The sequence below is a fragment of the Citrobacter sp. Cpo109 genome (assembly GCF_030332565.1).
Lineage (GTDB): Bacteria > Pseudomonadota > Gammaproteobacteria > Enterobacterales > Enterobacteriaceae > Citrobacter > Citrobacter portucalensis.
Window position 1 is genome coordinate 85645 of sequence record NZ_JAOWHQ010000068.1, and the last position, 24252, is coordinate 109896.

Below are 24252 nucleotides of genomic sequence, written 5' to 3' on the forward strand. Positions count from 1 at the left end.
TCCTTATTTCAGCGGCGAGTTTTTACGCTCGATGCTGTAGCGCTCAAGTTCTTTGTACGGCACGACTTTGCTCTTCTTCTTACGCACATCGACCACAGTCATACGGTCAGTACAGGAGTAGCAAGGATCGAGGCTACCGATAATCAGCGGGGCATCGGAAACGGTATTGCCACGCAGCATGTAGCGCAGCGTCGGCCAGTTGGCGTAAGTCGCCGCACGGCAGCGCCAGCGATACAGTTTCTGGTTGTCGCCGGTCATGCTCCAGTGGATGTCATCTCCACGCGGCGCTTCAGCAAAGCCCAGTGCGAAACGGTGAGGAATATAGGTAAAGCCTTCCACCATCAGCGGGCCGCCCGGCAGGTTATCCAGACCAAAGTCGATCATATTCAGCGCGGTGTAGACTTCATTGATACGGACTTTCAGGCGAGAAATAACGTCGCAGCCCTGCTCGCTGTGAACTTCCATCGGCAGCAGACCATAACCGACAAACGGGTGATCGGCGCGGGTGTCACGTGCGTGGCCGCTGGCGCGAACCATCGGGCCGACGTTACTGAAGTCACGGGCAATTTCCGGATCCAGACGACCAATACCAACCGTACGCTGTTCCATGTTCGGCGTGCTGAGCAGCATATCGACCAGTTCCTGCACGTCACGACGCATCTGCTGCGCCAGTTGACGGGTCTGGATCATATCTTCTTTCAGCAGGTCACGACGAATACCGCCGATCAGGTTCAAACCGTAGGTTTTACGTGCCCCAGTGAGGATCTCCGCCATCTTCATCGACATTTCACGCACGCGGAAGAACTGCATAAAGCCGGAGTCAAAACCGGTGAAGTGACAGGCCAGGCCGAGGTTGAGCAGGTGCGAGTGCAGACGCTCAACTTCCAGCAGAATAGCGCGTATCATCTGCGCACGTTCCGGCACCACGATGCCCATCGCATTCTCAACGGAGGTGGTATAAGCGGTGCTATGCGCAAAGCCGCAGATGCCGCACACGCGATCCGACAGGAACGTCACTTCGTTATAACCCATACGGGTTTCCGCCAGTTTCTCCATGCCGCGGTGGACATAGAACAGACGGTAATCGGCGTCGATAATGTTCTCGCCGTCAACGAACAGGCGGAAGTGACCGGGTTCATCGGAGGTGACGTGCAACGGACCAATCGGCACCACGTTGTTTTTCTTGTCGCCCAGTTCGTTGATGAACTCGTAAGTTTCAGCATCGGTAGTCGGCGCCGGGCGCTGACGATAATCCATACTGTCTTTACGCAGCGGATAGAGTTCATCCGGCCAGTCATCCGGTAACACCAGACGGCGCTCATCCGGTAAACCAACCGGGATCAAACCGTACATGTCGCGCACTTCACGCTCGCCCCAGACCGCTGCTGGAACGCGCGGCGTGACGGACGGGAACTCCAGTTTATTGGCATCGACTTCAACGCGGACGGTTATCCAGCACTTGGTGCCTTGCTCCATCGACATCACGTAATAAACGGCGTAATGACCGCACAGCTGACGTTCGTCGTTACCAAACAGCACGGATAACCAGCCGCCCTGTTTGTAGTACAGGAACTCAACCACTTCCGGCAGGTAGTTCACCTTGACGGTGATCGTCAGCTGATCTTTGGTCTGCCAGGCTTCATCCAGCACCACGCCCGGAAAGGCCTGGTGCAGCGCAGCGAGATATTGTTGACCTAATTTTTCTTCAGACATGCTCAAACTCTCTTAAATCACGCCACCAGCAAGGAGACGAACGCTAAAAACGCAAACCCAAAACCGGCCCAGGTCACGCGTGAAGTGGCGCAAAAACGCAGACGCGCCATGCTGTTTTCGAACAGGGCGATGACCAGCACGCCGAGGACCAGCTTGACGACGGCAATCACCAGCGCCAGCAGCAGCCCACCGGCGGTGAAGGTTTCCATCTGTCCCCACGGCAGGAACACGCCAACGAACATTTGCAGAACGACCAGCTGTTTGAGGCTAATGCCCCATTTCAGCACGGCAAAACCGCTGCCGCTGTATTCAGTCAATGGACCTTCCTGCAACTCCTGCTCTGCTTCCGCCAGATCGAACGGCAGTTTGCCCATTTCGATAAAGGTGGCGAAAGCACAGGCGCACAGTGCCAGAATCAGCGGGATGCTGCGCGCAGCAGGCCAGTGGTAAATGGTATCGGCGATATTGCTGATATGGGTTGAACCCGCAACCTGTGCCGCTACCCACAGTCCCAGCAGCAAAATAGGTTCAACCAGCACGCCGAGCATCGCTTCACGGCTGGCGCCAATGGCGGTAAACGGGCTACCGGTATCCAGTCCCGCGATAGAGAAGAAGAAACGGGCGATGGCGAACAGGTAAATTAAGGTGATCAGATCGCCCAGTTGTGGCAGCGGCGAGCCAACGGTCACTACCGGCAACGCAGTGGCGATAGTCAGCATCACGCCCACCATCACAAACGGCGTCAGGCGGAAAACCCAGCTGGAATCCGCAGGCGCAATGCTCTGACGACCCAGCAGTTTGATAATGTCGCGGTATTCCTGCAAAACGCCCGGACCGCGGCGATTGTGCAAACGCGCACGCGCCACGCGGGTAACACCGGACAGCAGCGGCGCAACGGCAAACAGCACCAGCGCCTGAATTAACGGATATAAAACACTCATTCTCAGGCTCCTCGTGAAACCACAATCACCACCAGCACCGCCAGCTCAATCAGCGCCAGGCGACGGAACAGCACCGGTGCAGCCGCATTCTGCCAGCCCGGAACCAGTGATACCGGGTTCAGCCATTTACGCAGTTTGAGTACCGGGGCAAAGGCTTCTTTCACCGGCATGGCAAAACCGTGCGCGGTAATCACCATTGACTGCTCGTGATCGTAACCACACACCCACGCCGCACCGCGTGAACGCGACGGCAGACGGTTGCCTTTGAAAATGGCCATGATGATGAACGGCAGCAGCGGACACGCGATCAGCAGCAGCGTGATCATTGGCTGAGAAACGGTGGTGTTCGCGGTTTCCAACGGCAGCGGAACGGCAGAGGAGATCATCGGCAACAGCCACGGTGCCGCAACGCCGCCAATCACGCAGCAGATAGCCAGCGCGACGACGCTCACCCCCATCAGGATTGGCGCGCAGCAGGCATTTTCAGCTTCCTTCGTGCGCGGTGCGCCAAGGAACGTAACGCCATAGACTTTCGCCATACACATCACCGCCAGCGCGCCGGTAATTGCCAGCCCTACCGCCAGCAACGGTCCTAACAGGCTACCGACAAATGCGCCGCTATTGCCGAGCTTAAAGAAGGATTGGTAGATAACCCACTCACCGGCAAAACCGTTCAGCGGCGGCAGCGCGGCCATCGCCATCAGACCAACCAGCATCGCCAGCGAGATAACCGGCATACGTTTACCGATACCGCCCAGTTTTTCGATATCACGATGACCGGTACGGAACCAGATGCTGCCTGCACCCAGGAACAGAACGCTTTTGAACAGGCTGTGGTTAACCAGATGATACAGACCGCCGGTCAAACCCAGCGCAATCAGCGCCGGTTGATTCAGGGAAATTCCGGTCACGCCAGCGCCCAGACCCAGCAGAATAATGCCGATGTTTTCCAGCGTGTGGTACGCCAGCAGACGCTGGATGTTGTGCTCCATCAGCGCATACAGACCGCCAACAAACGCGGTGATCATGCCCAGCACCAGCAGCGTAATCCCCCACCACAGCGGCGCGTTACCGCCCAGCAACGACAGGGAGAGAATACCCAGCAGACCAACCTTCATGACGACGGTAGAGAACAGCGCCGCAGCCGGTGCGCTGGCATTGGCGTGTGCCTGTGGCACCCAACCGTGCAGCGGAATAATGCCGGCCAGCAGGCCAAAACCTGCCACGCCCAGCAGCCAGATGTCAGACCCGAGCGGCAGCTCCTGGGTGCGCAGGTCAAGAAGACGCAGCTCCAGAGTGCCGTAACGTTGCCACACCAGGTAGCAGGCGACCGCCAGCAGTAGCGTACCAATACGCCCCAGTGCAAACCACAGTTTGCCTTCTTTACTGCATCCGGTAAGGAACACGGCACACAGCGCCATGATTTCCGCCATCACCACCAGCGTACCGAGGTTGCTGGCAACCACCGCACATACCGCCGCGGCCATCAGCAGATTCACCAGCAGGCCGTTAGCTTTCACCTGCGGATGGCGATGCCAGTCAATGTTGTACAGGCTGACAAACAGACCGCACAGGCCCAGCGTAATCAGCCAGATAGCATTCAGCGGAGTAATTTGCAGACTGTGACCAATAAACGGCATCACGCCGCTCACCGCCAGCGCATTAGTCAGAACGTTAAAACCCGCGGCTGCCGTAAACAGGCTGCCGACCGCACCGCCAACTCCAGCAATCCAGCCGCTCAGCGATTTATGAAATGAAAACAGAAATGCCAGAACCGCAGCCGCTGTAAACCAGGCTACGCCGCTGTTAATCAGTGAAATTGCGCTCATTTTGCATCCCCACTCTGAGCCTGCTGAAACAAGGTGAGATCGCCGAAATCGGTATTGAAAGTCAGCTCACGCTTACGTTTGCTGGCGCGGGCGATATCCATGTTGCTCACCAGATGCAGGGCTTTGGTCGGACACATGCGCACGCAGGCAGGACCTTGCTCGTCAAAACTACACAGATCGCATTTCACCGCGATGGCACGAACGCCGGGAACCCAGTCCAACAGCGAACTCACGCGAGCAGGCGCTGGCGGAGCCGGAGGCGCTTTTGGCGTATTGGCGTTTGCCGGAATATGTAGCGGACGGCTACCGGAAAACTCTATCGCGCCAAACGGACAAGCGATCCCGCACAGTTTGCAGCTTACGCACAAGCTTTCGTTCAGCTGTACGGCGCCATCAACGCGGTTAATGGCATTAACCGGACACACGGTGGCGCAAGGCGCATCTTCACACTGGTGGCAAAGCTGCGGCGCGGATTCTTTTTCATTTAACATCACTTTCAGGCGCGGCATTGACTGCAGGCCATGCTGGCGATGTGTCTCTGAGCAGGCGGCTTCACAGGTGTGGCAGCCAATACAAAGAGTGGAGTCAGCAATTACAAAACGATTCACCAGGCATTCCTCAGGTGATAGTCATTTTTGACGAAAACATGTCTACCAAATGTCATTTCGACATTTTTCGACATGCCCATTCCCTAAAACGTCGTGATGCAGTATGTAGACCGCACCATGACAAAGTGGGCAGCACCCGAGGCTTAAGCCGGGCTATGTCCCTCAACCAGCTGGCTTAAATTCACCGGCATATTGTTCTCAACCGCGGTGTACAGGCTGTCGTAGACGGTGGCGATTTTTTCGAGATAGTGATCCAGCACCTGCTCGCGATCGCGGTTGCTAATACGCTCATCGACCTTACCGTCGATAGTCAATTCTGCCTGTGCAATCAGCTGTTTATCATCACCGTCTTTCGTTTCGACGTAGTATTCGATGGTATGGCTGTTAAAGCCGTCCGCCAGCGTGACGTAGATAGTGAAGTGTTCAAAAAGGACGAAGCAGAGATCCTTGTCCGGCGCGCAGCTCATCGCATGATGCAAACGCGCTTTTGACAGGGTGATCCCCTGAACCAGCGAGTTGCAGTAAATACGCCACTGGTCCTGTAGGCGACGATGCCGTTCAGCGATGTAATCGGCTTTTTCGCTTATTTCCCAAATAGTCATGTCAGGTTACCCGTTTAGCAGAGATGAACAGCCTTAAGCACATTTCATGCCAAAATTAAATCACTTAATTTTCATATAGATAAAAAATCAAAGGCGGGTGACGACATGTCATTTCGTCATCGTCGTCATTGTCACAAATGAAAAAATTCAACCTGGCATGCTTATTGCTTTTAACACGGCAACTTCACAGGAGGCGGTATGCACGAAATAACCCTCTGCCAACGGGCACTGGAATTGATTGAACAACAGGCCACGCAACACGGTGCTCAGCGAGTAACTGGGGTCTGGCTCAAAATTGGCGCATTTTCTTGCGTAGAAACCAGCGCTCTCTCCTTTTGTTTTGATCTGGTATGCCGCGGGACCCTTGCAGAAGGTTGTAAACTCCACCTCGAAGAACAAGAAGCCGAATGTTGGTGCGAATCTTGTCAGCAATACGTCACGTTACTGACGCAACGCGTGCGCCGATGTCCGCAATGCAACAGCGATATGCTGAGAATTGTGGCCGATGACGGCTTACAGATTCGACGTATTGAAATAGATGAAACTCCAGCGCCGGATGGCGACGCTTAAGCGTCTTATCCAGCCTACAGAAAGAGCTCGTTTGTAGGCCGGATAAGGCAACGCAGCCATCCGGCAACAGATGTATCGCAAGTAAAAAGATCAGGAGTGAGCGATGTGTACGACATGTGGTTGCGCTGAAGGCAACCTATATATAGAGGGTGATGAGCATAATCCCCACTCGGCGTTTCGCAGCGCGCCATTTGCCCCAGCGGCTCGTCCGGCGCTGAATATTACCGGTGTGAAGACCTCAAATTTCACACCGAGCCAGACCGAAGAAGGCGATTTGCACTACGGTCACGGTGAGGCAGGAACCCACGCACCAGGTATGAGTCAACGCCGTATGCTGGAAGTGGAAATTGACGTACTGGACAAAAACAACCGCCTCGCCGAGCGCAACCGTGCCCGCTTTGCGGCCCGTCAGCATCTGGTGCTGAACCTTGTTTCAAGCCCGGGCTCTGGTAAAACCACCCTGCTGACCGAAACGCTGATGAAGCTGAAAGATAGCGTGCCGTGCGCCGTTATTGAAGGTGACCAGCAGACGGTGAACGATGCCGCCCGTATTCGCGCCACTGGCACACCCGCCATTCAGGTCAACACCGGTAAAGGTTGCCACCTTGACGCACAAATGATTGCTGACGCCGCGCCGCGTTTGCCGCTTGACGATAACGGTATTCTGTTCATTGAAAACGTCGGCAACCTGGTCTGCCCGGCCAGCTTTGACCTCGGCGAGCGCCATAAAGTGGCCGTGCTTTCAGTAACCGAAGGTGAAGACAAACCGCTGAAATACCCGCATATGTTTGCCGCCGCATCGCTGATGCTGCTCAACAAAGTGGATCTACTGCCGTACCTCAATTTTGACGTTGAAAAATGCATCGCCAGCGCCCGGGAAGTGAACCCGGGGATTGAGATTATCCTAATTTCCGCCACCAGTGGTGAAGGGATGGATCAATGGCTCTCCTGGCTGGAGACGCAGCGATGTGCATAGGTGTTCCGGGTCAAATCCGCACCATTGATGGCAACCAGGCCAAAGTCGACGTTTGCGGTATTCAGCGCGACGTTGACCTGACGCTGGTCGGTAGCTGTGATGAACATGGCCAACCGCGCCTCGGCCAGTGGGTACTGGTCCACGTCGGTTTTGCCATGAGCATCATTAATGAAGCTGAAGCGCGCGATACGCTCGACGCGCTGCAAAACATGTTTGACGTTGAGCCGGATGTCGGCGCGTTGCTGTACGGCGAGGAAAAATAAATGCGTTTTGTTGACGAATACCGCGCACCAGAGCAGGTGATGCAGTTGATAGAGCACCTGTGTGAACGTGCCGCCCACCTCTCCTACACGGCTGAACGCCCGCTGCGAATCATGGAAGTTTGTGGTGGTCATACCCACGCTATCTTCAAATTCGGGCTCGACCAGTTGTTACCGGAAAACGTGGAGTTTATTCATGGTCCGGGTTGCCCGGTTTGCGTTCTGCCAATGGGCAGAATCGACAGCTGTGTAGAAATTGCCAGCCATCCAGAAGTGATTTTCTGCACCTTTGGCGACGCTATGCGCGTCCCGGGTAAGCAAGGCTCTCTGCTGCAAGCCAAGGCGCGCGGTGCGGATATCCGTATTGTCTATTCACCGATGGATGCACTGAAGCTGGCGCAGGAAAACCCAACGCGTAAAGTGGTGTTCTTTGGCCTGGGTTTTGAAACCACAATGCCAACGACCGCTATCACCCTGCAACAGGCAAAGCAGCGTGACGTGCAGAACTTTTACTTTTTCTGCCAGCACATCACGCTTATCCCTACGCTGCGTAGCCTGCTGGAACAGCCGGACAACGGTATCGACGCCTTTTTAGCACCGGGCCACGTCAGCATGGTGATTGGCACCGACGCCTACAACTTCATTGCTTCAGATTTCCATCGCCCGCTGGTGGTCGCCGGTTTCGAACCGCTTGATCTCCTGCAAGGCGTAGTGATGTTAATTGAGCAGAAAATTGCAGCCCAAAGCCAGGTAGAAAACCAGTACCGCCGCGTGGTACCGGATGCCGGTAACGCGTTAGCGCAACAGGCCATTGCCGAGGTGTTCTGCGTCAATGGTGACAGCGAATGGCGCGGTCTGGGCGTTATCGAATCCTCTGGCGTTCACCTGACGCCGGACTATCAGCGCTTTGATGCCGAAGCACATTTCCAGCCAGCGCCGCAGCAGGTGTATGACGATCCGCGCGCGCGTTGTGGGGAAGTGCTGACGGGCAGATGTAAACCACATCAGTGCCCGTTATTTGGCAAAACGTGTAACCCGGAGACCGCGTTTGGCGCCCTGATGGTCTCCTCAGAAGGCGCATGTGCCGCCTGGTATCAGTATCGTCAGCAGGAGTGTGAAGCATGAACAGCGTACAACTCGCCCACGGTAGCGGCGGTCAGGCTATGCAGCAGTTGATCAACAGTCTGTTTATGGAGGCTTTCGCGAATCCGTGGCTGGCGGAACAAGAAGATCAAGCGCGTCTGGAACTGGCACAACTGGTGGCAGAAGGCGACCGTCTGGCGTTTTCAACTGACAGCTACGTTATCGATCCATTGTTCTTCCCCGGCGGCAATATCGGCAAGCTGGCCATCTGCGGTACGGCTAACGACGTGGCGGTCAGCGGAGCTATTCCACGCTACCTTTCCTGCGGTTTTATCCTCGAAGAGGGCCTGCCGATGGAGACACTAAAAACCGTTGTTAACAGCATGGCAGCAACCGCGCGCGAAGCAGGTATCGCCATCGTGACTGGCGATACCAAAGTCGTGCAGCGTGGTGCAGCAGACAAGCTGTTCATTAACACTGCCGGAATGGGGGCAATTCCCGCCAACATTCACTGGGGTGCACAGACTCTCAGCGTGGGTGATGTGCTGCTGGTAAGTGGCTCTCTTGGCGATCACGGCGCAACTATCCTTAACCTACGTGAACAGCTAGGTCTGGATGGCGAACTGGTCAGCGATTGCGCGGTATTAACGCCGCTTATCCAGACGCTGCGTGATATTCCTGGCGTGAAGGCGCTACGTGACGCCACCCGTGGCGGCGTGAATGCGGTCACGCATGAATTTGCCGCTGCATGCGGATTTGGTATTGAGCTGTCTGAAGCTGCCCTGCCCGTGAAGCCTGCGGTGCGTGGCGTTTGCGAGCTGCTGGGTCTGGATGCGCTCAACTTTGCTAACGAAGGCAAACTAGTGATTGCCGTTGAACGCCAGGCCGCTGAAACCGTACTTGCCGCGCTGCGCGCGCATCCGTTAGGGTGCGATGCTGCAATGATTGGTGAAGTGGTCGAACGCAAAGGTGTTCGTCTTGCCGGACTCTACGGCGTGAAACGAACCCTCGATTTACCACACGCCGAACCATTACCTCGTATATGCTAGCAGCCGGTTGGCAGCATGCTGTAGGCCGGATAAGACGCATTAGCGTCAACATCCGGCGTTAATGCTGCATTATGCCTGATACCGCTTTGCTGATCGGGCCAACGGATTGTATATCCAGGCCAGTTCAGTGGCAGGCCATCCGGCAATAATTTACGACTTATACCTATAATTCATTTACCGTTTTCGCACCGTTCTGCGGTGCTTTCCCTGGAAAAGCAATATGTCGTATACACCGATGAGTGACCTCGGACAGCAAGGCCTGTTCGATATTACTCGTACATTATTACAGCAGCCCGATCTCCCGTCTCTTAGCGAGGCGCTTTCGCAGCTGGTCAAGCGTTCAGCGCTGGCCGACTGCGCGGCTATTGTCTTATGGCAGGCACAAACGCAACGTGCGCGTTATTTTGCAACGCGTGAAAATGGTAAACCCATCGATTATGAAGACGAAACGGTGCTGGCACATGGTCCGGTACGCCGTATTTTGTCTCGCCCTGATGCGTTGCACTGCAACTATCATGAGTTTACGGAAACATGGCCACAATTGGCTTCAGGTGGACTGTATTCTGAATTTGGCCACTACTGCCTGCTGCCGCTGGCGGCAGATGGGCGCATCTTTGGCGGTTGCGAATTCATCCGTAACGAAGACAGTCCGTGGAGTGAAAAAGAATATAACCGTCTACAGACCTTCACTCAGATAGTCGGCGTCGTTGCTGAACAAATTCAAAGCAGAGTCAGCAACAACGTCGATTACGATCTGCTGTGTCGTGAGCGTGACAACTTTCGCATCCTGGTCGCCATCACCAATGCCGTGCTCTCCCGACTGGATATTGATGAGCTGGTCAGCGAAGTCGCCAAAGAGATCCACCACTACTTCGACATCGATGCCATCAGCATCGTGTTACGCAGCGATCGCAAAAATAAACTCAGTATCTATTCCACCCACTATCTGGATGAACATCATCCGGCACACGAACAGAGTGAAGTGGACGAAGCGGGAACGCTCTCTGAACGGGTCTTCAAAAGCAAAGAGATGCTGCTGATTAACCTGAGCGAACGTGACATCCTTGCCCCTTACGAACGGATGCTGTTCGAAACCTGGGGCAACCAGCTACAAACCCTGTGTCTGCTACCGCTGATGTCCGGCAATACTATGCTCGGCGTACTCAAACTGGCACAGTGCGAAGAGAAAGTTTTCACTACCGCCAACCTCAAGCTATTGCGCCAGATTGCTGAGCGTGTGGCAATTGCCGTGGATAACGCCCTCGCCTATCAGGAGATCCACCGCCTAAAGGAACGTCTGGTCGATGAAAACCTGGCGTTGACTGAACAACTCAACAACGTAGAGAGTGAGTTCGGCGAAATCATTGGTCGCAGCGAAGCGATGTACAGCGTACTCAAGCAGGTCGAAATGGTGGCGCAAAGCGACAGCACCGTCTTGATTCTGGGTGAGACCGGAACGGGTAAAGAGCTGATCGCACGAGCCATTCACAACCTGAGCGGACGTAACGCCCGTCGGATGGTGAAGATGAACTGCGCGGCAATGCCTGCCGGATTACTGGAAAGCGATCTGTTTGGTCACGAGCGTGGCGCGTTTACCGGTGCCAGCACGCAGCGGATTGGTCGTTTCGAGCTGGCAGATAAAAGTTCGCTGTTCCTCGATGAAGTTGGCGATATGCCGCTGGAGCTTCAGCCTAAGCTACTGCGGGTTCTGCAAGAGCAGGAATTTGAACGCCTGGGCAGTAATAAGCTGATCCAGACCGACGTGCGCTTGATCGCCGCGACCAACCGCGATCTGAAGAAGATGGTTGCCGATCGCGAATTTCGTAACGATCTGTATTACCGACTGAACGTCTTCCCGATCCATCTGCCGCCGCTGCGTGAGCGCCCGGAAGATATTCCGCTGCTGGTAAAAGCCTTCACCTTTAAAATTGCTCGTCGGATGGGACGCAATATCGACAGTATTCCCGCCGAGGCTCTGCGCACGCTGAGCTGTATGGAATGGCCGGGTAACGTGCGTGAGCTGGAAAACGTGGTGGAACGTGCGGTTCTGCTTACCCGAGGCAACGTACTGCAACTGTCCCTTCCGGATATTGCCCCTTTGACGCCGTCTACGCCTCCGGTGGCAACCGAAGTTGCACAGGACGGTGAAGATGAATACCAGTTGATTATGCGCGTACTGAAAGAAACCAACGGGGTGGTTGCCGGTCCCAAAGGCGCGGCACAAAGGCTGGGGCTGAAACGTACAACGTTACTCTCACGCATGAAGAGATTGGGTATTGATAAGGATGCACTGGTTTAGCTAGTGTGGCTATACTGGGTGATATCTCAACGAAAGGAGGCAGTATGGCGGTATCAGCACGTAATCAATTAACCGGAACGGTGAGCGCAGTCGCTACGGGCGCAGTGAATGATGAAGTTGAACTGACGCTGGCTGGCGGCGCAAAACTGGTCGCGATTGTAACCCATAGCAGCCAGCAGGCGCTGGGTCTGGCGAAAGGGAAAGAAGCAATTGCTCTGATTAAAGCGCCATGGGTGACGCTGGCAACTGAAGACTGTGGTCTGAAGTTCTCTGCGCGCAACCAGTTTGCTGGCAGTGTTTCCCAGGTCACAGAAGGCGCAGTCAACGCCACGGTACATATCAAAACTGACGCAGGCTTCGAGATTGTTGCCGTCGTCACCAACGAAAGTCAGCAAGAGATGAAACTGAGTCAGGGAAGCCGTGTTGTTGCGCTGATCAAAGCCTCAGCTATTCTGATTGCCACCAAAGCGTAATCGCCATTCATCACCGCATGGCTAAGTTGCCCGATGGCGCAATGCGCATCGGGCCTACGCGGCAGATGCACTTATTCTCGTAGGCCAGATAAGGCGCAGCCGCCATCCGGCGCACAGCGACCTTATTTTTTCCGCTGGTACTTCTCGGGTAACTCCGGCACTGGACGTTTGTCATCAATCAGGTGACGTACGGTCAGAATCGGGTGACGCCAGAGCATTCTCGGCCCAGCCCAACGCATAATTTGCTTCATCTCTTCGCGTTTAGCCGGTTGATAACAGTGCACTGGACACTGTTTACAGGCCGGTTTTTCCTCACCAAATACGCACTTGTCGAGGCGCTTTTGCGCATAGGCAAATAACGCATCGTAATGCCCCGGCTCGTCTGAAGCCTGCGGGCACTGGCTCTCGTAGAGCGAAATCATTCTCTGGATCGTCATTTTTTCACGTGCAATGCGTTTGCCGGACATGATGCCTCCACAATTAAGTTGCATAAATAATACACCTTAACTAAGCACAGAACTATTACCTGAAGGTGATACATCCTTAGCAACCTACGCAAATAAGAATTATTTTCATTTATTTATGCCATGTGCTATATAACATAGCAAAGGCTATATTCGATGATAAATTAACCATTTTGTTGCGAGGGATACTATGCCGCATCTGCCCCATCTGAAGTCATTTCTCCTTGCCAGCGTGTTAACAGCGCTGACGCTGTCACCCGCCTGGGCGAAAGAAAAATTCAAAGTGGTAACCACCTTTACGGTGATTGCCGATATGGCAAGCAATGTGGCAGGCGACGCGGCGGACGTTAGTTCTATCACCAAACCGGGTGCTGAAATTCACGAATATCAACCAACCCCAGGCGATATTAAACGGGCGCAAGGCGCACAGCTTATTCTCTCCAACGGCCTTAACCTCGAACTATGGTTTGCCCGCTTCTACCAAAATTTGTCCGGCGTACCGGAAGTGATGGTCTCAAACGGCGTGCAACCAATGGGCATCAGCGAAGGGCCGTACAACGGTAAACCAAACCCGCACGCCTGGATGTCAGCGGAGAACGCGCTTATCTACGTGGATAACATTCGTGATGCGCTGATCAAATACGATCCGGACAATGCCGCAACCTACCAGAATAATGCGCAGAATTATAAAGCGAAAATCCAGCAGACTCTGGCGCCACTGCATACAGAGCTGGCAAAGCTCCCTGCTGATAAACGCTGGCTGGTCACCAGCGAAGGCGCATTCTCTTATTTAGCTCGTGATAACAATCTCAAGGAGCTGTATCTGTGGCCGATCAATGCCGATCAGCAAGGTACGCCCAAGCAGGTACGCAAGGTTATCGATGCCATCAGAGCACATCATATCCCAACGGTATTTAGCGAAAGCACCGTGTCCGACAAACCTGCGCGTCAGGTTGCCCGTGAGTCTGGCGCACATTACGGCGGCGTGCTGTATGTCGATTCGCTCAGTGCAGCCGACGGTCCGGTACCGACCTATCTGGATTTACTGCGCGTCACCACGCAAACCATTGTTAACGGCATCAACAAGGGTCTGGAGAGCCAACCATGAGTCACTCTGCGATTACCGTAAATCAGGTTACGGTGACGTATCGCAATGGTCATACCGCATTGCGGGACGCCACTTTTCAGGTTCCGGGCGGCTCAATTGCCGCTCTGGTCGGCGTAAACGGTTCAGGAAAATCAACGCTTTTTAAAGCGCTGATGGGTTTTGTCCGCCTGGCGCAGGGGGAAATCTCAATTCTGCAACAGCCGGTAAATAAGGCGCTCAAACAGAATCTGATCGCCTATGTCCCCCAGTCAGAAGAGGTGGACTGGTCGTTTCCGGTACTGGTGGAAGATGTGGTGATGATGGGACGCTTTGGCCATATGGGCTGGCTGCGTCGACCAAAACAAATTGACCACGCCTGCGTAGATGCGGCGCTGGCGCGGGTTGATATGCTGGATTATCGCCATCGTCAGATAGGTGAACTGTCCGGTGGGCAGAAAAAGCGTGTTTTTCTGGCAAGGGCCATCGCACAGGACGGACAGGTTATTTTACTGGATGAACCCTTTACCGGTGTGGATGTAAAAACCGAGGCCCGGATCATCGACCTGCTGCGTGAACTGCGTGATGAGGGTCGAACCATGCTGGTCTCTACCCATAATTTGGGATCCGTCACTGAGTTTTGTGATTACACGGTGATGATTAAGGGCACGGTGCTGGCAAGTGGCCCCACCGAAACCACCTTTACCCCCGAGAATCTTGAACTGGCATTCAGCGGCGTACTGCGTCACGTTGCGCTGAGCGGCGGTGAACAGCACGTGATTACCGATGATGAACGCCCGTTTATTTCGCGACGCACGGCAAACGAGGGGGAATAACCATGAACTGGCTAACGGAACCGTTTGGCTACCAGTACATGCTCAACGCCATGTGGGTCTCGGCGATGGTCGGCGGCCTGTGTGCGTTTCTCTCCTGCTATCTGATGCTCAAAGGCTGGTCGCTGATTGGCGATGCGCTGTCGCATTCTATCGTTCCGGGCGTGGCAGGCGCTTATATGTTAGGGCTTCCCTTCGCGCTTGGCGCATTCCTTTCCGGCGGACTGGCGGCGGGCAGTATGCTGTTTCTTAATCAACGTTCGCGCCTGAAGGAAGATGCGATTATCGGACTGATTTTTTCGTCTTTTTTCGGTATCGGGCTGTTTATGGTGTCGCTCAATCCGATGTCGGTGAACATTCAGACCATTATTCTCGGCAACGTGCTGGCGATTGCGCCAGAAGATATTCTACAACTGGCCATCATCGGAGTTATTTCGCTAACCATCCTGTTTTTGAAGTGGAAAGATCTGATGGTGGTTTTTTTTGATGAAAACCACGCGCGCTCTATCGGTCTGAATCCGGGCCGGTTGAAGCTGTTATTTTTTACGCTGCTCTCCGTTTCCACAGTCGCCGCGCTGCAAACCGTCGGCGCATTTCTGGTGATTTGCCTGGTGGTTACGCCAGGTGCAACGGCCTGGCTGCTGACCGATCGTTTTCCACGCCTGCTCACTATCGCCGTAGCTATTGGCAGCCTGACCAGCTTTTTCGGCGCCTGGCTGAGCTACTGGCTGGACGGTGCAACCGGCGGAATTATTGTCGTTCTGCAAACGCTGCTGTTCCTGCTGGCATTTGTCTTCGCGCCAAAACACGGTCTGCTGGCGAATCGCCGCCGCGCCCGTCTGGTGAACAAGGAGTCAGTATGATCTTAACAACGCTGCTGGAACCCTTTCAGTTTGGTTTTATGGTCAATGCGCTGGTCATCTCCACCATTGTCGCCGTGCCCTGCGCGCTGCTGTCTGTATTTTTAGTACTCAAAGGCTGGGCGCTGATGGGCGATGCAATGAGCCACGCGGTTTTCCCGGGAATAGTACTGGCGTGGATTGCGGGCATCCCACTGGCAATTGGCGCATTTATCGCCGGGCTGTTCTGTGCGGTGGGGACGGGTTATCTCGACGATAACAGCCGCATCAAGCGCGATACCCTGATGGGAATCGTCTTTTCCGGCATGTTTGGTGCAGGACTGGTGCTGTACGTCTCTATCCAGTCAGAGGTCCATCTCGATCATATTCTGTTCGGCGACATGCTGGGCGTATCGTTCAGCGACATCATACAAACCGCGGTTATTACGCTTGGGATAGCGCTTATTATTGGGCTTAAGTGGAAAGATCTGCTGCTGCATGCGTTCGACCCGCATCAGGCAAAGGCCAGTGGGCTTAACACTGCGCTGCTACATTACGGCCTGCTGTGCATGATCGCCCTGACGATTGTCGCCACGCTAAAATCAGTAGGGATTATTTTGTCGATCTCCTTACTGATTGCGCCTGGCGCCATTGCGATTTTAATGACGCGGAAATTTTCCCACGCCTTGTGGCTGGCGGTGATTATGTCGGTCGTTACCTCGTTTATGGGCGTGTACCTGTCTTTTTTCATCGACAGTGCACCGGCCCCCACCATCGTCGTACTATTTTCGCTACTGTTTGTGATGACCTTTATTTATTCCACCCTGCGCGATCGTCGTTTAGAACGGCGACGCCAGCAATACGACCTCTGATGGAGTGGGCAGTGATATGCCCGCTATCGTTTTTAGAATACGTAATGACAATATTCCCAGCGTCCTGAACAAATGCCCCGTTCTGAAACCATGCCATATTTACCAGCGCTATTTAATAATCAGATAGTCACTATCACATTAGATAAAAATACAGGTAAATTTTATGAGCAAGATGAGCATGTCAGAAATCTATTCTGAACCAGAGGCCTATGGCTTACCACGCAAAGGTATAACACTTAATAATAAGGAAGCTGCGTTGGTGGTAGTCGATCCACAGATCGATTTTTTAAGTCCTCAGGGTATTGGCTGGGAGGTTTTCAAAGACAGCATTATTGAAAATAATACCGTAGAAAATCTCGAGACGTTGTTCAAAATGGCAAAAGAAGCACAAATGCCTGTTTTTGTCTCTCCGCATTATTACTTTCCGCACGACCATAAATGGCAATCTACCGCACCGGGAGAAACATTTATGCACGGCACTGGAATGTTCAATCGTAAAGGTCCACTGACAATGGAAAATTTTGAAAATTCCGGCGCAGACTTTTTACCGCAGTTTAAGCCATATATTTATGATGGCGAAACGGTCATTGCCTCACCGCATAAGATTTTCGGACCAGAAACCAACGACCTGGTACTGCAATTAAGAAAACGCGGTGTCTCACAGGTCATTCTCGCCGGTATGGCTGCCAATCTGTGTATTGAATCCCATATGCGTGAATTGATTGAGCAAGGTTTTGAAGTTGTCGTCGTTAAAGATGCGACAGCGGGTCCGCGCATTCCGGAAGGTGACGGTTATCTCGCCGCTCTAACCAACTACCGCATCATTGCCAATGATTTATGGGACACCGACACCACGGTTGAAAAGGTAAAGGCAGCAGCTAAGTAATAGCTATGAGTACGGTTACCGAGGGTAATTGTATGTACAACATCGCTTATCCATTAGCCATCAAAATAAATTTCATTAAGCGCGGAGCTTTTCCATGAATCTTAAGTTAAAGGTTATTTCGGCATGTATTTTACTTTCCATGTCAGTTTCAGCTACTCAGGTATTGGCCGCTGCCAATACAAATGAGACAACTTACTTAGTTAACCGTGGTGATCCACAATTAAAGGTCAACGGCAAATATATCGATCAGATCATTGCCGAGGTAATGGCGAAAAATAATCTGCCGGGTTTATCCATGGCGATTGTTCAGGCGCCTTATATTCCGCGCTCAGCGGGATACGGTCTGGCAACAGCAGCCAATGATGAGCTTGCTTCCACCAAAACCATGTGGGGAATTGGCCCTATCACGCAAGCTTTTACTGCAGTCGCAGTAATGCAACTTGTAGAGCAAGGCAAATTGGATCTGAATACTCCTGTGAGTGTTTATTTGCCTGGCCTACCGGAAAGCTGGCATAACATTACGATTCTGGAATTAATGCAGCACTCATCCGGGATCCCTGATTTCAGATCTTTCGGCTATAAACAAGAGCAAAAATATACACCTGCGCAGCTGGTTGATCTTGTTAAAGATAAACCGCTCGAATTTAAAAACGGCACGGATATCAACTCCAGCGCAACTGACTTTATCCTGCTAGGTATGGCTATCGAGAAAGTCAGCGGAATGAGTTACGTGGACTTCGTCAACAAATACCAAATTGCGCCGTTAGGTCTGCAAAGCACCATGTTCGCAAAAGACATGCCAACGAAAGCATTCCTTGATCGCCCGACGCCTGATAAGCAACATAATCAGCATTCGAAATTTAAGTCAGAAATTGACTGGATCAACCCTGTTGAGCCTGCAACAGGTTACGTCGCAGCGGGTGACAAACTGGCGCCTGTCAGCGCGATCGCCACTGATAATCTGTACGCCTATGGTGGTCTGTGGTCGTCAGCGGAAGACATCAGTAAGTGGGATATCGGTCTTGCCGGCAGCACGCTGGTTAAAGACAAAAAGCTGCGCGACATTATCTATAGCCCGGCAAAACTGAAAAATGGCAAAGTCGTGCCTGCCATGGCAGGCTGGGAATTTACCCGCCATCCTGGTTTTCTGGAAATCAAAGGAACCACAGGTGGATTTAGTGCCTATCTGAGTCGTTTTACCGCCGGTGATGAACTGGTTTGCGTGACAATGCTGACCAACAAAGAAGGCGTAGACATGACTCAGGTGGCTCGTGATATCGCTGAAGCCTATAAAATCGGGCTGGGTTCTGGGTTAAATTCAGAGAAGATCAAAAACCAGGAAAGTAAATTCTCTGTCGATGAAACGGTCTCCCGACTGAAAGCCATTCTGAAAAGCGAAGGCGTTCCGGTATTCACTGAAATTGATCACGAGAAAAATGCCGAGGGCGCGGGAATGAACCTGAGGCCAACGAAAGTCCTGGTATTTGGTAACCCTAAAGTCGGCACAAAACTGATGCAGGATAAACAGGGTGTCGCGCTGGATCTGCCGTTACGTGTCTCCGTATGGCAGGATAAGATCGGGCGAGTTTGGGTCGGTTATGAAAACCTGGATGACGTAGCAAAAACCTACGATCTTCAGGACAAGCAGACCATTGATAAGATTGACAACTTTATGACTAAGCTGGTCAGTCGGGCTGTTGATGCTTATATCCAGTAACGGGATATAGCACTCCCAGCCTTCTCATGCTGCGGGACCGTTAAAGCTCCCGCAGCGTGTCAGCGCCAGCTTAATAGCGGGCTAAACGCCTCGCGGCCCACCAGGGCACGAAGCGCAGGTAGATGACAGTTACGCGCCAGAAGCGGAGGTACGGCAAAAATAATGTCGCCGGAGAGCATCACATTCTCAAGTTGTCCCCATAGGTACCAGCCGGTTTCAACGCCACTGTCAGGGACGCGCAAATGCAAATGCCATCCCTCCTGCGGCTCATCCGCAATCCCCAGCCACTGGCTAAATCGGGGGATTTCAGGCACAACCTGAGTCACTAACGAGCACACACCAACCTGGTTTGCCGGTATATACAACGTTAGCGCTCCCAAAGTAATACGTACCGCCGCCAAATTAGTGGGAGCCGTCATAACCGCTGGTCTCCTGATAACGCTCAAAGACCAGATTCAGATCGAGCAGCGTGTACCAGGTTTCCATCACGTTAACCACCCCCACAGCGATGCTTTGTAACGCCGGGGGCAACGAATCTCCTGGCAAATGAATTTGGCTTTCGGCGACTTCCAACACATCAATCAATTTATCTATCAGGATCCCACTTTGCATTTTCTCGGCGCATCCAATCAGAATAGTGCGCTTACCTGCCGAATTAACGGTAGGTTTATCGATCAGGCTGTCCAGTCTCATCACCGATTCCACCCGTCCACGATAGTTGATGACCCCTTCAAGCATTGGCGCACAACAGGGAACCCAGGAGATCGGGCGCTCAGCAAGGATCTCTTTAATTTGCGCCCCATAGAAGGCAAAATTTTTACCCGCCAGTTGAAATAACACCAGCGTGCGCTGGGGTTCATCAACGTTTTCACACTCCGGTTTTTCACCATGGTTCAGCGCAAGCATCTGCTCCAGCTGTTGGCTCATATTGACTCCTTTTACTCGGCAATGCAGAAAGTGTTACGGCCATTTTGCTTCGCGGCATACAGCGCCTGATCGGCACGCTCGCGCAGCGTTTCAATCCGATCGCCAAACTGCCACTGGGCAATGCCCGCGCTGAAGGTACTGTGAAAACTGGCGTCGTTAACGGAAAACGTGACCTGCTCGTAATCCCTGCGCAATCGTTCGACCACGCGCGCAGCCTTGTCACTGCTGGTGTTGGGCATAATGATGACAAACTCTTCACCACCGTAACGGCCAACGATATCAGTGCTGCGTAATCGATGGGAGAACAACTGCGAAATACCGACAATTACCTGGTCACCGACCGCATGACCGTAGGTATCGTTAATACTTTTAAAGCGATCCAGGTCCACCATCACCATACAAAACGGGTTGCCGCTGTAGTTCGACTCGGCAATCGCGCTTTTGAGAAAATGGGTGGTCGTTGAGTGGTTATATAACCCGCTCAGACTGTCCTGCGACATACGGGCACGCAGGACGCGCATTCTTTCCGCGCGAATCGATACGGCGCGGATCAGCTCCTCAGGGTCGCTCTGTTTGAGGATAAAATCCTCCGCGCCGATGCTCATTGCTCCCAACTGCGCATGCTTGTTGGTCTCACTGGAGAGATAGGCGATAGGCAGGCCAATATGCTGCGGTATTTGGCGAATCAGTTTTGTCAGTTCCTCACCGCTGAACTCCGGCATGTGGTAATCCATCAACACCAGATCGATCGGCTGCGCATTCAGTACATGCAGTAGATAGTGAGGTTTTTCCAGCACATGCACTTCCATGCCCGCCAAGCGCAGCATCTCCGCGTTGTATTCCGCCACCGCCGGTTCGTCATCGATCAACAATACCTGGTAAGGCTTTTTCAGCGACGGTTGAGTCAGGCGATGAAGTTCCTGGACTAAATCGGTGATAGACGCAGGTTTTACGTAGTAGCCATCGCAGCCAGATTTGATGGCGTTGACGCGGGCATTGAAATCGCTATGACACGAGAGGAACAGCACCGGGAAAGGTTTGCCCACTTTTTGTTTCAGATCCGACATCGCCAGCGGTCCACCGTAGGCGTTGTCCGGAAAGCTAACATCCATAATCACCACGGCGGGCGGTTGCGACAATACGGCCTGAGTGAAATCCTGCGTGTTCGCGAACACATGGCAGGTAAAACCAAAACAGCGCAGTTGGGTCGCGAGAAGCTCGACCTGGTCAATATCATCATCACACAGGTAGATAGGCTTATTGGCCCGCCGAACATATCCCTCTTCCGGGCGCTGCGCGGTGATCGGTAATGTGAACTCCGTATCGCTGATACGATGTTCAAGATTGAGCTGCTCCTGGGTCAGGGTGTACAACCACCTGATGATTCGCCGAAGCTCATCGTAATGCAATGTGCTTTGTTCTGTTTCCGGCTCCGTTAGTAAACGCTCACCTTCTGCTGAGGCATTCGCCAGCGGGCTAAAGCCAAAGGACCCTGCCGAACCGTGAATACTGTGCAGCAGGATATGTAGCTGTTTACGACAGGCTTCACTGGGCTCAGCGACTAACTGAACGAGTAATCTTTCCGCTTGTGCCAGCATGTCGGGAATTCGGCGTAGAAACCCCTGCCGCAAACGCGCTATTTTTTCCTGCGCTGCCGCCATCGCTATATGCTTATTTTCTTGTTTCATCAGACACGTAGGCTTATTCAGTTAATCGCAGATGGTTGCAGTAGCGCATTGACAGCAGCCCCCAGATTTTCCGCGAGGTTTTCATCTTTTTTCACCCAACGGTCGTACAGAGCGTCGCTGCCCGTTACTTCATTGGCACTCAGTAAAATAAAAGGCTTAGCCCAATCCTGAGCGCGTAACAGCGCCAGCAAATCCAACCCACTGATCTCTGGCATATGCAGATCGCTAATCACCAGGTCGATGTTGTTATCCGAATCCAGGCATGCCAGGGCGGAAATCGCGCTTTCCACAATCACCACATCGTAGCCGTCCATTTGCAAAAATATGGATGCCAGTTCAGCCGCAAAAAGATCATCATCAACTAATAAAATTCGCATTTTCTCTCTCGATTTTGCGCCATCAGCACAAAAGCATTTTTAATGTTTTTATCAAACTGTCCTGCTCGAAATCGCCCTTGGCGATGTAGGCATCCGCGCCCACCTGAATCCCCCGTCGCCGGTCCTCTTCCTTCGCGCGGGACGTCACGATGATGATTGGCGTATGCTGGTAGTTTTTCTCCCCACGCAACGATTTGGTGAAGGTAAAACCATCCATAAACGGCATTTCGACATCCGTCAGTACGGCATCAAACTGGGTCAGTTTCGCTTTTTGCAGCCCCGACAGCCCGTCTTCTGCCAGAGTCACCTGATAGCCGTGCGCTTCCAGCACGTTCTTTTCTATCTCACGGGTATTCAGTGAGTCATCGACCACCAGCACATGCCAGGCATCCTGCGTTACGCTCGTGGCGGGCGCTGTTGTACTGGTTTGCCGTGATTGTTGCGCCATCGCCATCAGCGCAGGAACGTGCAGGATGCTGACCAGTTGGTTATCCGGTGTTTGTACCATCCCGGAGACCAGCGACTGCTGTTGCATATGCTTCGGTAACGGTTTGATCATCATCTTGCGTTCATCGAGGAGCTTATCCACTTGCAGCGCCATTTTGCTGTACTGGTTCTGCACCACGATTAATCGCTGTCCAGGCGTTGAAAAGCTGCTCTGGCGTTCATGAATGCCCAGCAAGCTGCCTACGCAAACCACCGGGATAAACTCGTTATGTAAGATAATGGCAGGACGTCCGGCGATATCGCTGATCCCCTGAGCAGTGCATTCCACCACCTCAACCACATACTGCGCAGCCAGTCCAAACAGGTGTCCCTGCTCTTCAAATTGCAGAATCCGCATCATGGTTAACGAAACAGGCAACCGCAGGTTAAAGCTGGTTCCGACTCCCGGGCGGCTATAAACCTGCAAATCGCCTTGCAGGTCTGTCACCACCGTTTTGCGCACCACATCAAGACCAACGCCGCGACCAGAAAGCTCGGAGACGATCTTGCTGGTCGAAAAGCCGGGATGAAAAATCAGCTCATTACATTCCTGCTCGGAGAGCTGCCCGGCCATTGAAGCAGGAACCAGACCTTTACTGACCGCCTTCGCGCTGATGGCCTCATAGTTCAGACCACGGCCATCATCTTCGATACGCAGTAATATCCCGCTGCCGTCCTGCTGAGTAGTGATGGTAATCGTGCCGCGAGTGGATTTACCGAGCGCCAGACGTTCGTCGATCTCACCAATCCCGTGATCGACGGCATTACGCAGTAGATGCGTCAGCGACTCCGAAAGCCGATCAATGAGCTGGCGGTCGATTTCCACTTCTCCGCCAACAAAGCGGCACACCACCTGCTTGTTCAGTGTGGAAGCCAGTTCGCTGACCTGCAGTGAAATGGGTTCAAACAACGTTGAAAGTGGCAGCATACGGATCCGCGCCGCCACATCGTATAGCTCAAACATCTGCAAATGCTGGAGCTGAACGCTTTCTTTTAACTGGGCGCTAAAGTCGTGGATCTGCTGGCGAAGCTGTTCAGCGCTTAATCCCGGTAACCGTGGTACCAGTTGGCTCAGGTTTTGTATCTGCTGTTCCAGGCGATCGTGTCCGGCGAGCACCTCCCCCAGAATGTCGATCAGGCCATCGAGCTTATTCAGCTTTACCCGAACGAAATCCGCCTGCTTAATACCGGCATCCATGCTGGCTGGCGTCGCGGGCGCAGGGACTACCGGTTTTTCTGTTACCCCGGCAGTTTCGACAGCCAGCGTGATATCCTCTCCCCGACTGGCGCGGGCAAGGCGTTCGCACAGCCCGGTATCCGCCGGTGGCAACTGATTATCCCCTTCGCTGACAAAAAGCTGGGTAAGCTGGCCAGAAAGGTACTCCACAGACTCATGGATCAGATTGCCCAGCGCCCTGTCCGGCGTCAGTTTGTTATCACGTAGTTCACTCAATACATCTTCAAGATGATGCGTGACATCGGCAATGCTTTGCAGCTTCAGCATCCGCGCGCCCCCTTTCAGGGTATGCGCAGCGCGAAACATCTCACCTATCCAGGCGTCGGTATGTTCATCAGCGGAGAGGAGAAACGCCCCTTCGCTGATCGTCTGCAAATGACCTCTCCCTTCATCAATAAAGCGCAGAACGAATTTTTTCAGATCGATAGCCATAATCGCT

Annotated in this window: 24 protein-coding genes; 13 read left to right on the forward strand and 11 right to left on the reverse strand. The window is 53.2% G+C overall.

The genetic code is table 11. The annotated features are described in order from the left end of the window. Positions 1 to 3 precede the first annotated feature (3 nt). The 5 genes from hycE to hycA form a co-directional block, all read right to left on the reverse strand. Positions 4 to 1713, reverse strand: coding sequence for a formate hydrogenlyase subunit HycE (hycE, locus tag OGY71_RS17245; RefSeq protein WP_286613490.1), 1710 nt, complete (start codon positions 1711 to 1713; stop codon positions 4 to 6). Between the two features lie 17 nt (positions 1714 to 1730). Continuing rightward, positions 1731 to 2654, reverse strand: a complete 924-nt coding sequence (locus tag OGY71_RS17250; protein WP_003825914.1) for a respiratory chain complex I subunit 1 family protein — start codon at positions 2652 to 2654, stop codon at positions 1731 to 1733. A 2-nt stretch (positions 2655 to 2656) separates the two neighbouring features. Further along, the gene (hycC, locus tag OGY71_RS17255; protein WP_284962420.1) at positions 2657 to 4483 is read right to left on the reverse strand and encodes a formate hydrogenlyase subunit 3; all 1827 of its coding nucleotides are present in this window, start codon (positions 4481 to 4483) and stop codon (positions 2657 to 2659) included. Beyond that, positions 4480 to 5091 carry a formate hydrogenlyase subunit HycB gene (hycB, locus tag OGY71_RS17260; RefSeq protein ID WP_003825909.1) on the reverse strand — a complete coding sequence of 204 codons (612 nt, stop codon included), beginning with the start codon at positions 5089 to 5091 and terminating at the stop codon, positions 4480 to 4482. Before hycB ends, hycC begins: the two co-directional genes overlap by 4 nt. 143 nt (positions 5092 to 5234) lie before the next feature. Next, positions 5235 to 5693: a formate hydrogenlyase regulator HycA gene (gene hycA, locus OGY71_RS17265; RefSeq protein ID WP_003825906.1), complete on the reverse strand. Its 459-nt coding sequence runs from the start codon at positions 5691 to 5693 to the stop codon at positions 5235 to 5237. A gap of 198 nt (positions 5694 to 5891) precedes the next feature. Here hycA and hypA point away from each other — a divergent pair, with 198 nt between their 5' ends. The 7 genes from hypA (at position 5892) to OGY71_RS17300 (ending at position 12403) form a co-directional block, all read left to right on the forward strand. After that, positions 5892 to 6263 carry a hydrogenase maturation nickel metallochaperone HypA gene (hypA, locus tag OGY71_RS17270; RefSeq protein WP_003825904.1) on the forward strand — a complete coding sequence of 124 codons (372 nt, stop codon included), beginning with the start codon at positions 5892 to 5894 and terminating at the stop codon, positions 6261 to 6263. 103 nt (positions 6264 to 6366) lie between these two features. Next, positions 6367 to 7239, forward strand: a complete 873-nt coding sequence (gene hypB, locus OGY71_RS17275) for a hydrogenase nickel incorporation protein HypB (protein WP_003037409.1) — start codon at positions 6367 to 6369, stop codon at positions 7237 to 7239. Then, entirely contained in the window at positions 7230 to 7502 is a 273-nt protein-coding gene (hypC, locus tag OGY71_RS17280) for a hydrogenase 3 maturation protein HypC (protein WP_003037411.1), read from the forward strand. Before hypB ends, hypC begins: the two co-directional genes overlap by 10 nt. Further along, positions 7503 to 8624, forward strand: a complete 1122-nt coding sequence (gene hypD, locus OGY71_RS17285; RefSeq protein ID WP_003825899.1) for a hydrogenase formation protein HypD — start codon at positions 7503 to 7505, stop codon at positions 8622 to 8624. Continuing rightward, positions 8621 to 9631 carry a hydrogenase maturation carbamoyl dehydratase HypE gene (gene hypE / locus OGY71_RS17290; protein ID WP_003825897.1) on the forward strand — a complete coding sequence of 337 codons (1011 nt, stop codon included), beginning with the start codon at positions 8621 to 8623 and terminating at the stop codon, positions 9629 to 9631. Before hypD ends, hypE begins: the two co-directional genes overlap by 4 nt. A 220-nt stretch (positions 9632 to 9851) precedes the next feature. Continuing rightward, entirely contained in the window at positions 9852 to 11930 is a 2079-nt protein-coding gene (gene flhA, locus OGY71_RS17295) for a formate hydrogenlyase transcriptional activator FlhA (protein WP_003825895.1), read from the forward strand. Between the two features lie 44 nt (positions 11931 to 11974). Continuing rightward, positions 11975 to 12403, forward strand: coding sequence for a TOBE domain-containing protein (locus OGY71_RS17300; RefSeq protein WP_003825890.1), 429 nt, complete (start codon positions 11975 to 11977; stop codon positions 12401 to 12403). A gap of 122 nt (positions 12404 to 12525) precedes the next feature. On the opposite strand, the gene OGY71_RS17305 is transcribed toward OGY71_RS17300, so the two are convergent. After that, the gene (locus OGY71_RS17305; protein ID WP_003825888.1) at positions 12526 to 12870 is read right to left on the reverse strand and encodes a nitrous oxide-stimulated promoter family protein; all 345 of its coding nucleotides are present in this window, start codon (positions 12868 to 12870) and stop codon (positions 12526 to 12528) included. Between the two features lie 187 nt (positions 12871 to 13057). On the opposite strand from OGY71_RS17305, the gene OGY71_RS17310 reads away from it, so the two are divergent. From OGY71_RS17310 to OGY71_RS17335, 6 genes are all read left to right on the forward strand, one after another. Continuing rightward, positions 13058 to 13975 (forward strand): metal ABC transporter substrate-binding protein, encoded by a 918-nt coding sequence (locus tag OGY71_RS17310; RefSeq protein WP_125112827.1) that lies wholly within the window; start codon positions 13058 to 13060, stop codon positions 13973 to 13975. Next, positions 13972 to 14787, forward strand: a complete 816-nt coding sequence (gene sitB, locus OGY71_RS17315; RefSeq protein ID WP_003825870.1) for an iron/manganese ABC transporter ATP-binding protein SitB — start codon at positions 13972 to 13974, stop codon at positions 14785 to 14787. Before OGY71_RS17310 ends, sitB begins: the two co-directional genes overlap by 4 nt. A gap of 2 nt (positions 14788 to 14789) precedes the next feature. Beyond that, positions 14790 to 15647: an iron/manganese ABC transporter permease subunit SitC gene (gene sitC, locus OGY71_RS17320; RefSeq protein WP_008785642.1), complete on the forward strand. Its 858-nt coding sequence runs from the start codon at positions 14790 to 14792 to the stop codon at positions 15645 to 15647. Next, positions 15644 to 16495, forward strand: a complete 852-nt coding sequence (gene sitD, locus OGY71_RS17325) for an iron/manganese ABC transporter permease subunit SitD (RefSeq protein ID WP_286613492.1) — start codon at positions 15644 to 15646, stop codon at positions 16493 to 16495. Before sitC ends, sitD begins: the two co-directional genes overlap by 4 nt. 163 nt (positions 16496 to 16658) lie before the next feature. Next, a complete protein-coding gene (locus tag OGY71_RS17330; RefSeq protein ID WP_003825864.1) occupies positions 16659 to 17381 on the forward strand; it encodes a cysteine hydrolase family protein in 723 nt (240 codons plus the stop codon). A 94-nt stretch (positions 17382 to 17475) separates the two neighbouring features. Further along, complete coding sequence (locus tag OGY71_RS17335; RefSeq protein WP_003825862.1) at positions 17476 to 19098, forward strand: serine hydrolase; 1623 nt, start codon at positions 17476 to 17478, stop codon at positions 19096 to 19098. A 59-nt stretch (positions 19099 to 19157) separates the two neighbouring features. Here OGY71_RS17335 and OGY71_RS17340 read toward each other — a convergent pair whose 3' ends face one another. From OGY71_RS17340 to OGY71_RS17360, 5 genes are read right to left on the reverse strand one after another with little or no spacing between them, the layout of a single operon-like run. After that, positions 19158 to 19517, reverse strand: a complete 360-nt coding sequence (locus tag OGY71_RS17340; protein ID WP_003825861.1) for a hypothetical protein — start codon at positions 19515 to 19517, stop codon at positions 19158 to 19160. Beyond that, positions 19501 to 20025, reverse strand: coding sequence for a chemotaxis protein CheW (locus tag OGY71_RS17345; RefSeq protein WP_003825859.1), 525 nt, complete (start codon positions 20023 to 20025; stop codon positions 19501 to 19503). Before OGY71_RS17345 ends, OGY71_RS17340 begins: the two co-directional genes overlap by 17 nt. Before the next feature lie 11 nt (positions 20026 to 20036). Then, the gene (locus tag OGY71_RS17350; RefSeq protein WP_003825856.1) at positions 20037 to 21713 is read right to left on the reverse strand and encodes a diguanylate cyclase; all 1677 of its coding nucleotides are present in this window, start codon (positions 21711 to 21713) and stop codon (positions 20037 to 20039) included. Between the two features lie 17 nt (positions 21714 to 21730). Then, complete coding sequence (locus tag OGY71_RS17355; RefSeq protein WP_008785648.1) at positions 21731 to 22090, reverse strand: response regulator; 360 nt, start codon at positions 22088 to 22090, stop codon at positions 21731 to 21733. 22 nt (positions 22091 to 22112) lie between these two features. Then, on the reverse strand, positions 22113 to 24245 hold the full coding sequence (locus OGY71_RS17360) for a hybrid sensor histidine kinase/response regulator (RefSeq protein WP_286613493.1): 2133 nt from the start codon (positions 24243 to 24245) through the stop codon (positions 22113 to 22115). Between the last annotated feature and the right edge of the window lie 7 nt (positions 24246 to 24252).

Excerpts from the sequence above, each read along its gene's own strand:
- hypD (WP_003825899.1), top strand. The coding sequence starts at position 7,503 with ATGCGTTTTGTTGACGAATACCGCGCACCAGAGCAGGTGATGCAGTTG.
- OGY71_RS17360 (WP_286613493.1), bottom strand. The coding sequence starts at position 24,245 with ATGGCTATCGATCTGAAAAAATTCGTTCTGCGCTTTATTGATGAAGGG.
- OGY71_RS17330 (WP_003825864.1), top strand. The coding sequence starts at position 16,659 with ATGAGCAAGATGAGCATGTCAGAAATCTATTCTGAACCAGAGGCCTAT.
- hypB (WP_003037409.1), top strand. The coding sequence starts at position 6,367 with ATGTGTACGACATGTGGTTGCGCTGAAGGCAACCTATATATAGAGGGT.
- hypC (WP_003037411.1), top strand. The coding sequence starts at position 7,230 with ATGTGCATAGGTGTTCCGGGTCAAATCCGCACCATTGATGGCAACCAG.
- OGY71_RS17300 (WP_003825890.1), top strand. The coding sequence starts at position 11,975 with ATGGCGGTATCAGCACGTAATCAATTAACCGGAACGGTGAGCGCAGTC.
- OGY71_RS17250 (WP_003825914.1), bottom strand. The coding sequence starts at position 2,654 with ATGAGTGTTTTATATCCGTTAATTCAGGCGCTGGTGCTGTTTGCCGTT.
- hycE (WP_286613490.1), bottom strand. The coding sequence starts at position 1,713 with ATGTCTGAAGAAAAATTAGGTCAACAATATCTCGCTGCGCTGCACCAG.
- OGY71_RS17305 (WP_003825888.1), bottom strand. The coding sequence starts at position 12,870 with ATGTCCGGCAAACGCATTGCACGTGAAAAAATGACGATCCAGAGAATG.
- OGY71_RS17310 (WP_125112827.1), top strand. The coding sequence starts at position 13,058 with ATGCCGCATCTGCCCCATCTGAAGTCATTTCTCCTTGCCAGCGTGTTA.
- sitD (WP_286613492.1), top strand. The coding sequence starts at position 15,644 with ATGATCTTAACAACGCTGCTGGAACCCTTTCAGTTTGGTTTTATGGTC.
- hycC (WP_284962420.1), bottom strand. The coding sequence starts at position 4,483 with ATGAGCGCAATTTCACTGATTAACAGCGGCGTAGCCTGGTTTACAGCG.
- OGY71_RS17335 (WP_003825862.1), top strand. The coding sequence starts at position 17,476 with ATGAATCTTAAGTTAAAGGTTATTTCGGCATGTATTTTACTTTCCATG.
- OGY71_RS17355 (WP_008785648.1), bottom strand. The coding sequence starts at position 22,090 with ATGCGAATTTTATTAGTTGATGATGATCTTTTTGCGGCTGAACTGGCA.
- hypE (WP_003825897.1), top strand. The coding sequence starts at position 8,621 with ATGAACAGCGTACAACTCGCCCACGGTAGCGGCGGTCAGGCTATGCAG.
- OGY71_RS17345 (WP_003825859.1), bottom strand. The coding sequence starts at position 20,025 with ATGAGCCAACAGCTGGAGCAGATGCTTGCGCTGAACCATGGTGAAAAA.
- hypA (WP_003825904.1), top strand. The coding sequence starts at position 5,892 with ATGCACGAAATAACCCTCTGCCAACGGGCACTGGAATTGATTGAACAA.
- hycA (WP_003825906.1), bottom strand. The coding sequence starts at position 5,693 with ATGACTATTTGGGAAATAAGCGAAAAAGCCGATTACATCGCTGAACGG.
- sitC (WP_008785642.1), top strand. The coding sequence starts at position 14,790 with ATGAACTGGCTAACGGAACCGTTTGGCTACCAGTACATGCTCAACGCC.
- flhA (WP_003825895.1), top strand. The coding sequence starts at position 9,852 with ATGTCGTATACACCGATGAGTGACCTCGGACAGCAAGGCCTGTTCGAT.
- sitB (WP_003825870.1), top strand. The coding sequence starts at position 13,972 with ATGAGTCACTCTGCGATTACCGTAAATCAGGTTACGGTGACGTATCGC.
- OGY71_RS17340 (WP_003825861.1), bottom strand. The coding sequence starts at position 19,517 with ATGACGGCTCCCACTAATTTGGCGGCGGTACGTATTACTTTGGGAGCG.
- OGY71_RS17350 (WP_003825856.1), bottom strand. The coding sequence starts at position 21,713 with ATGAAACAAGAAAATAAGCATATAGCGATGGCGGCAGCGCAGGAAAAA.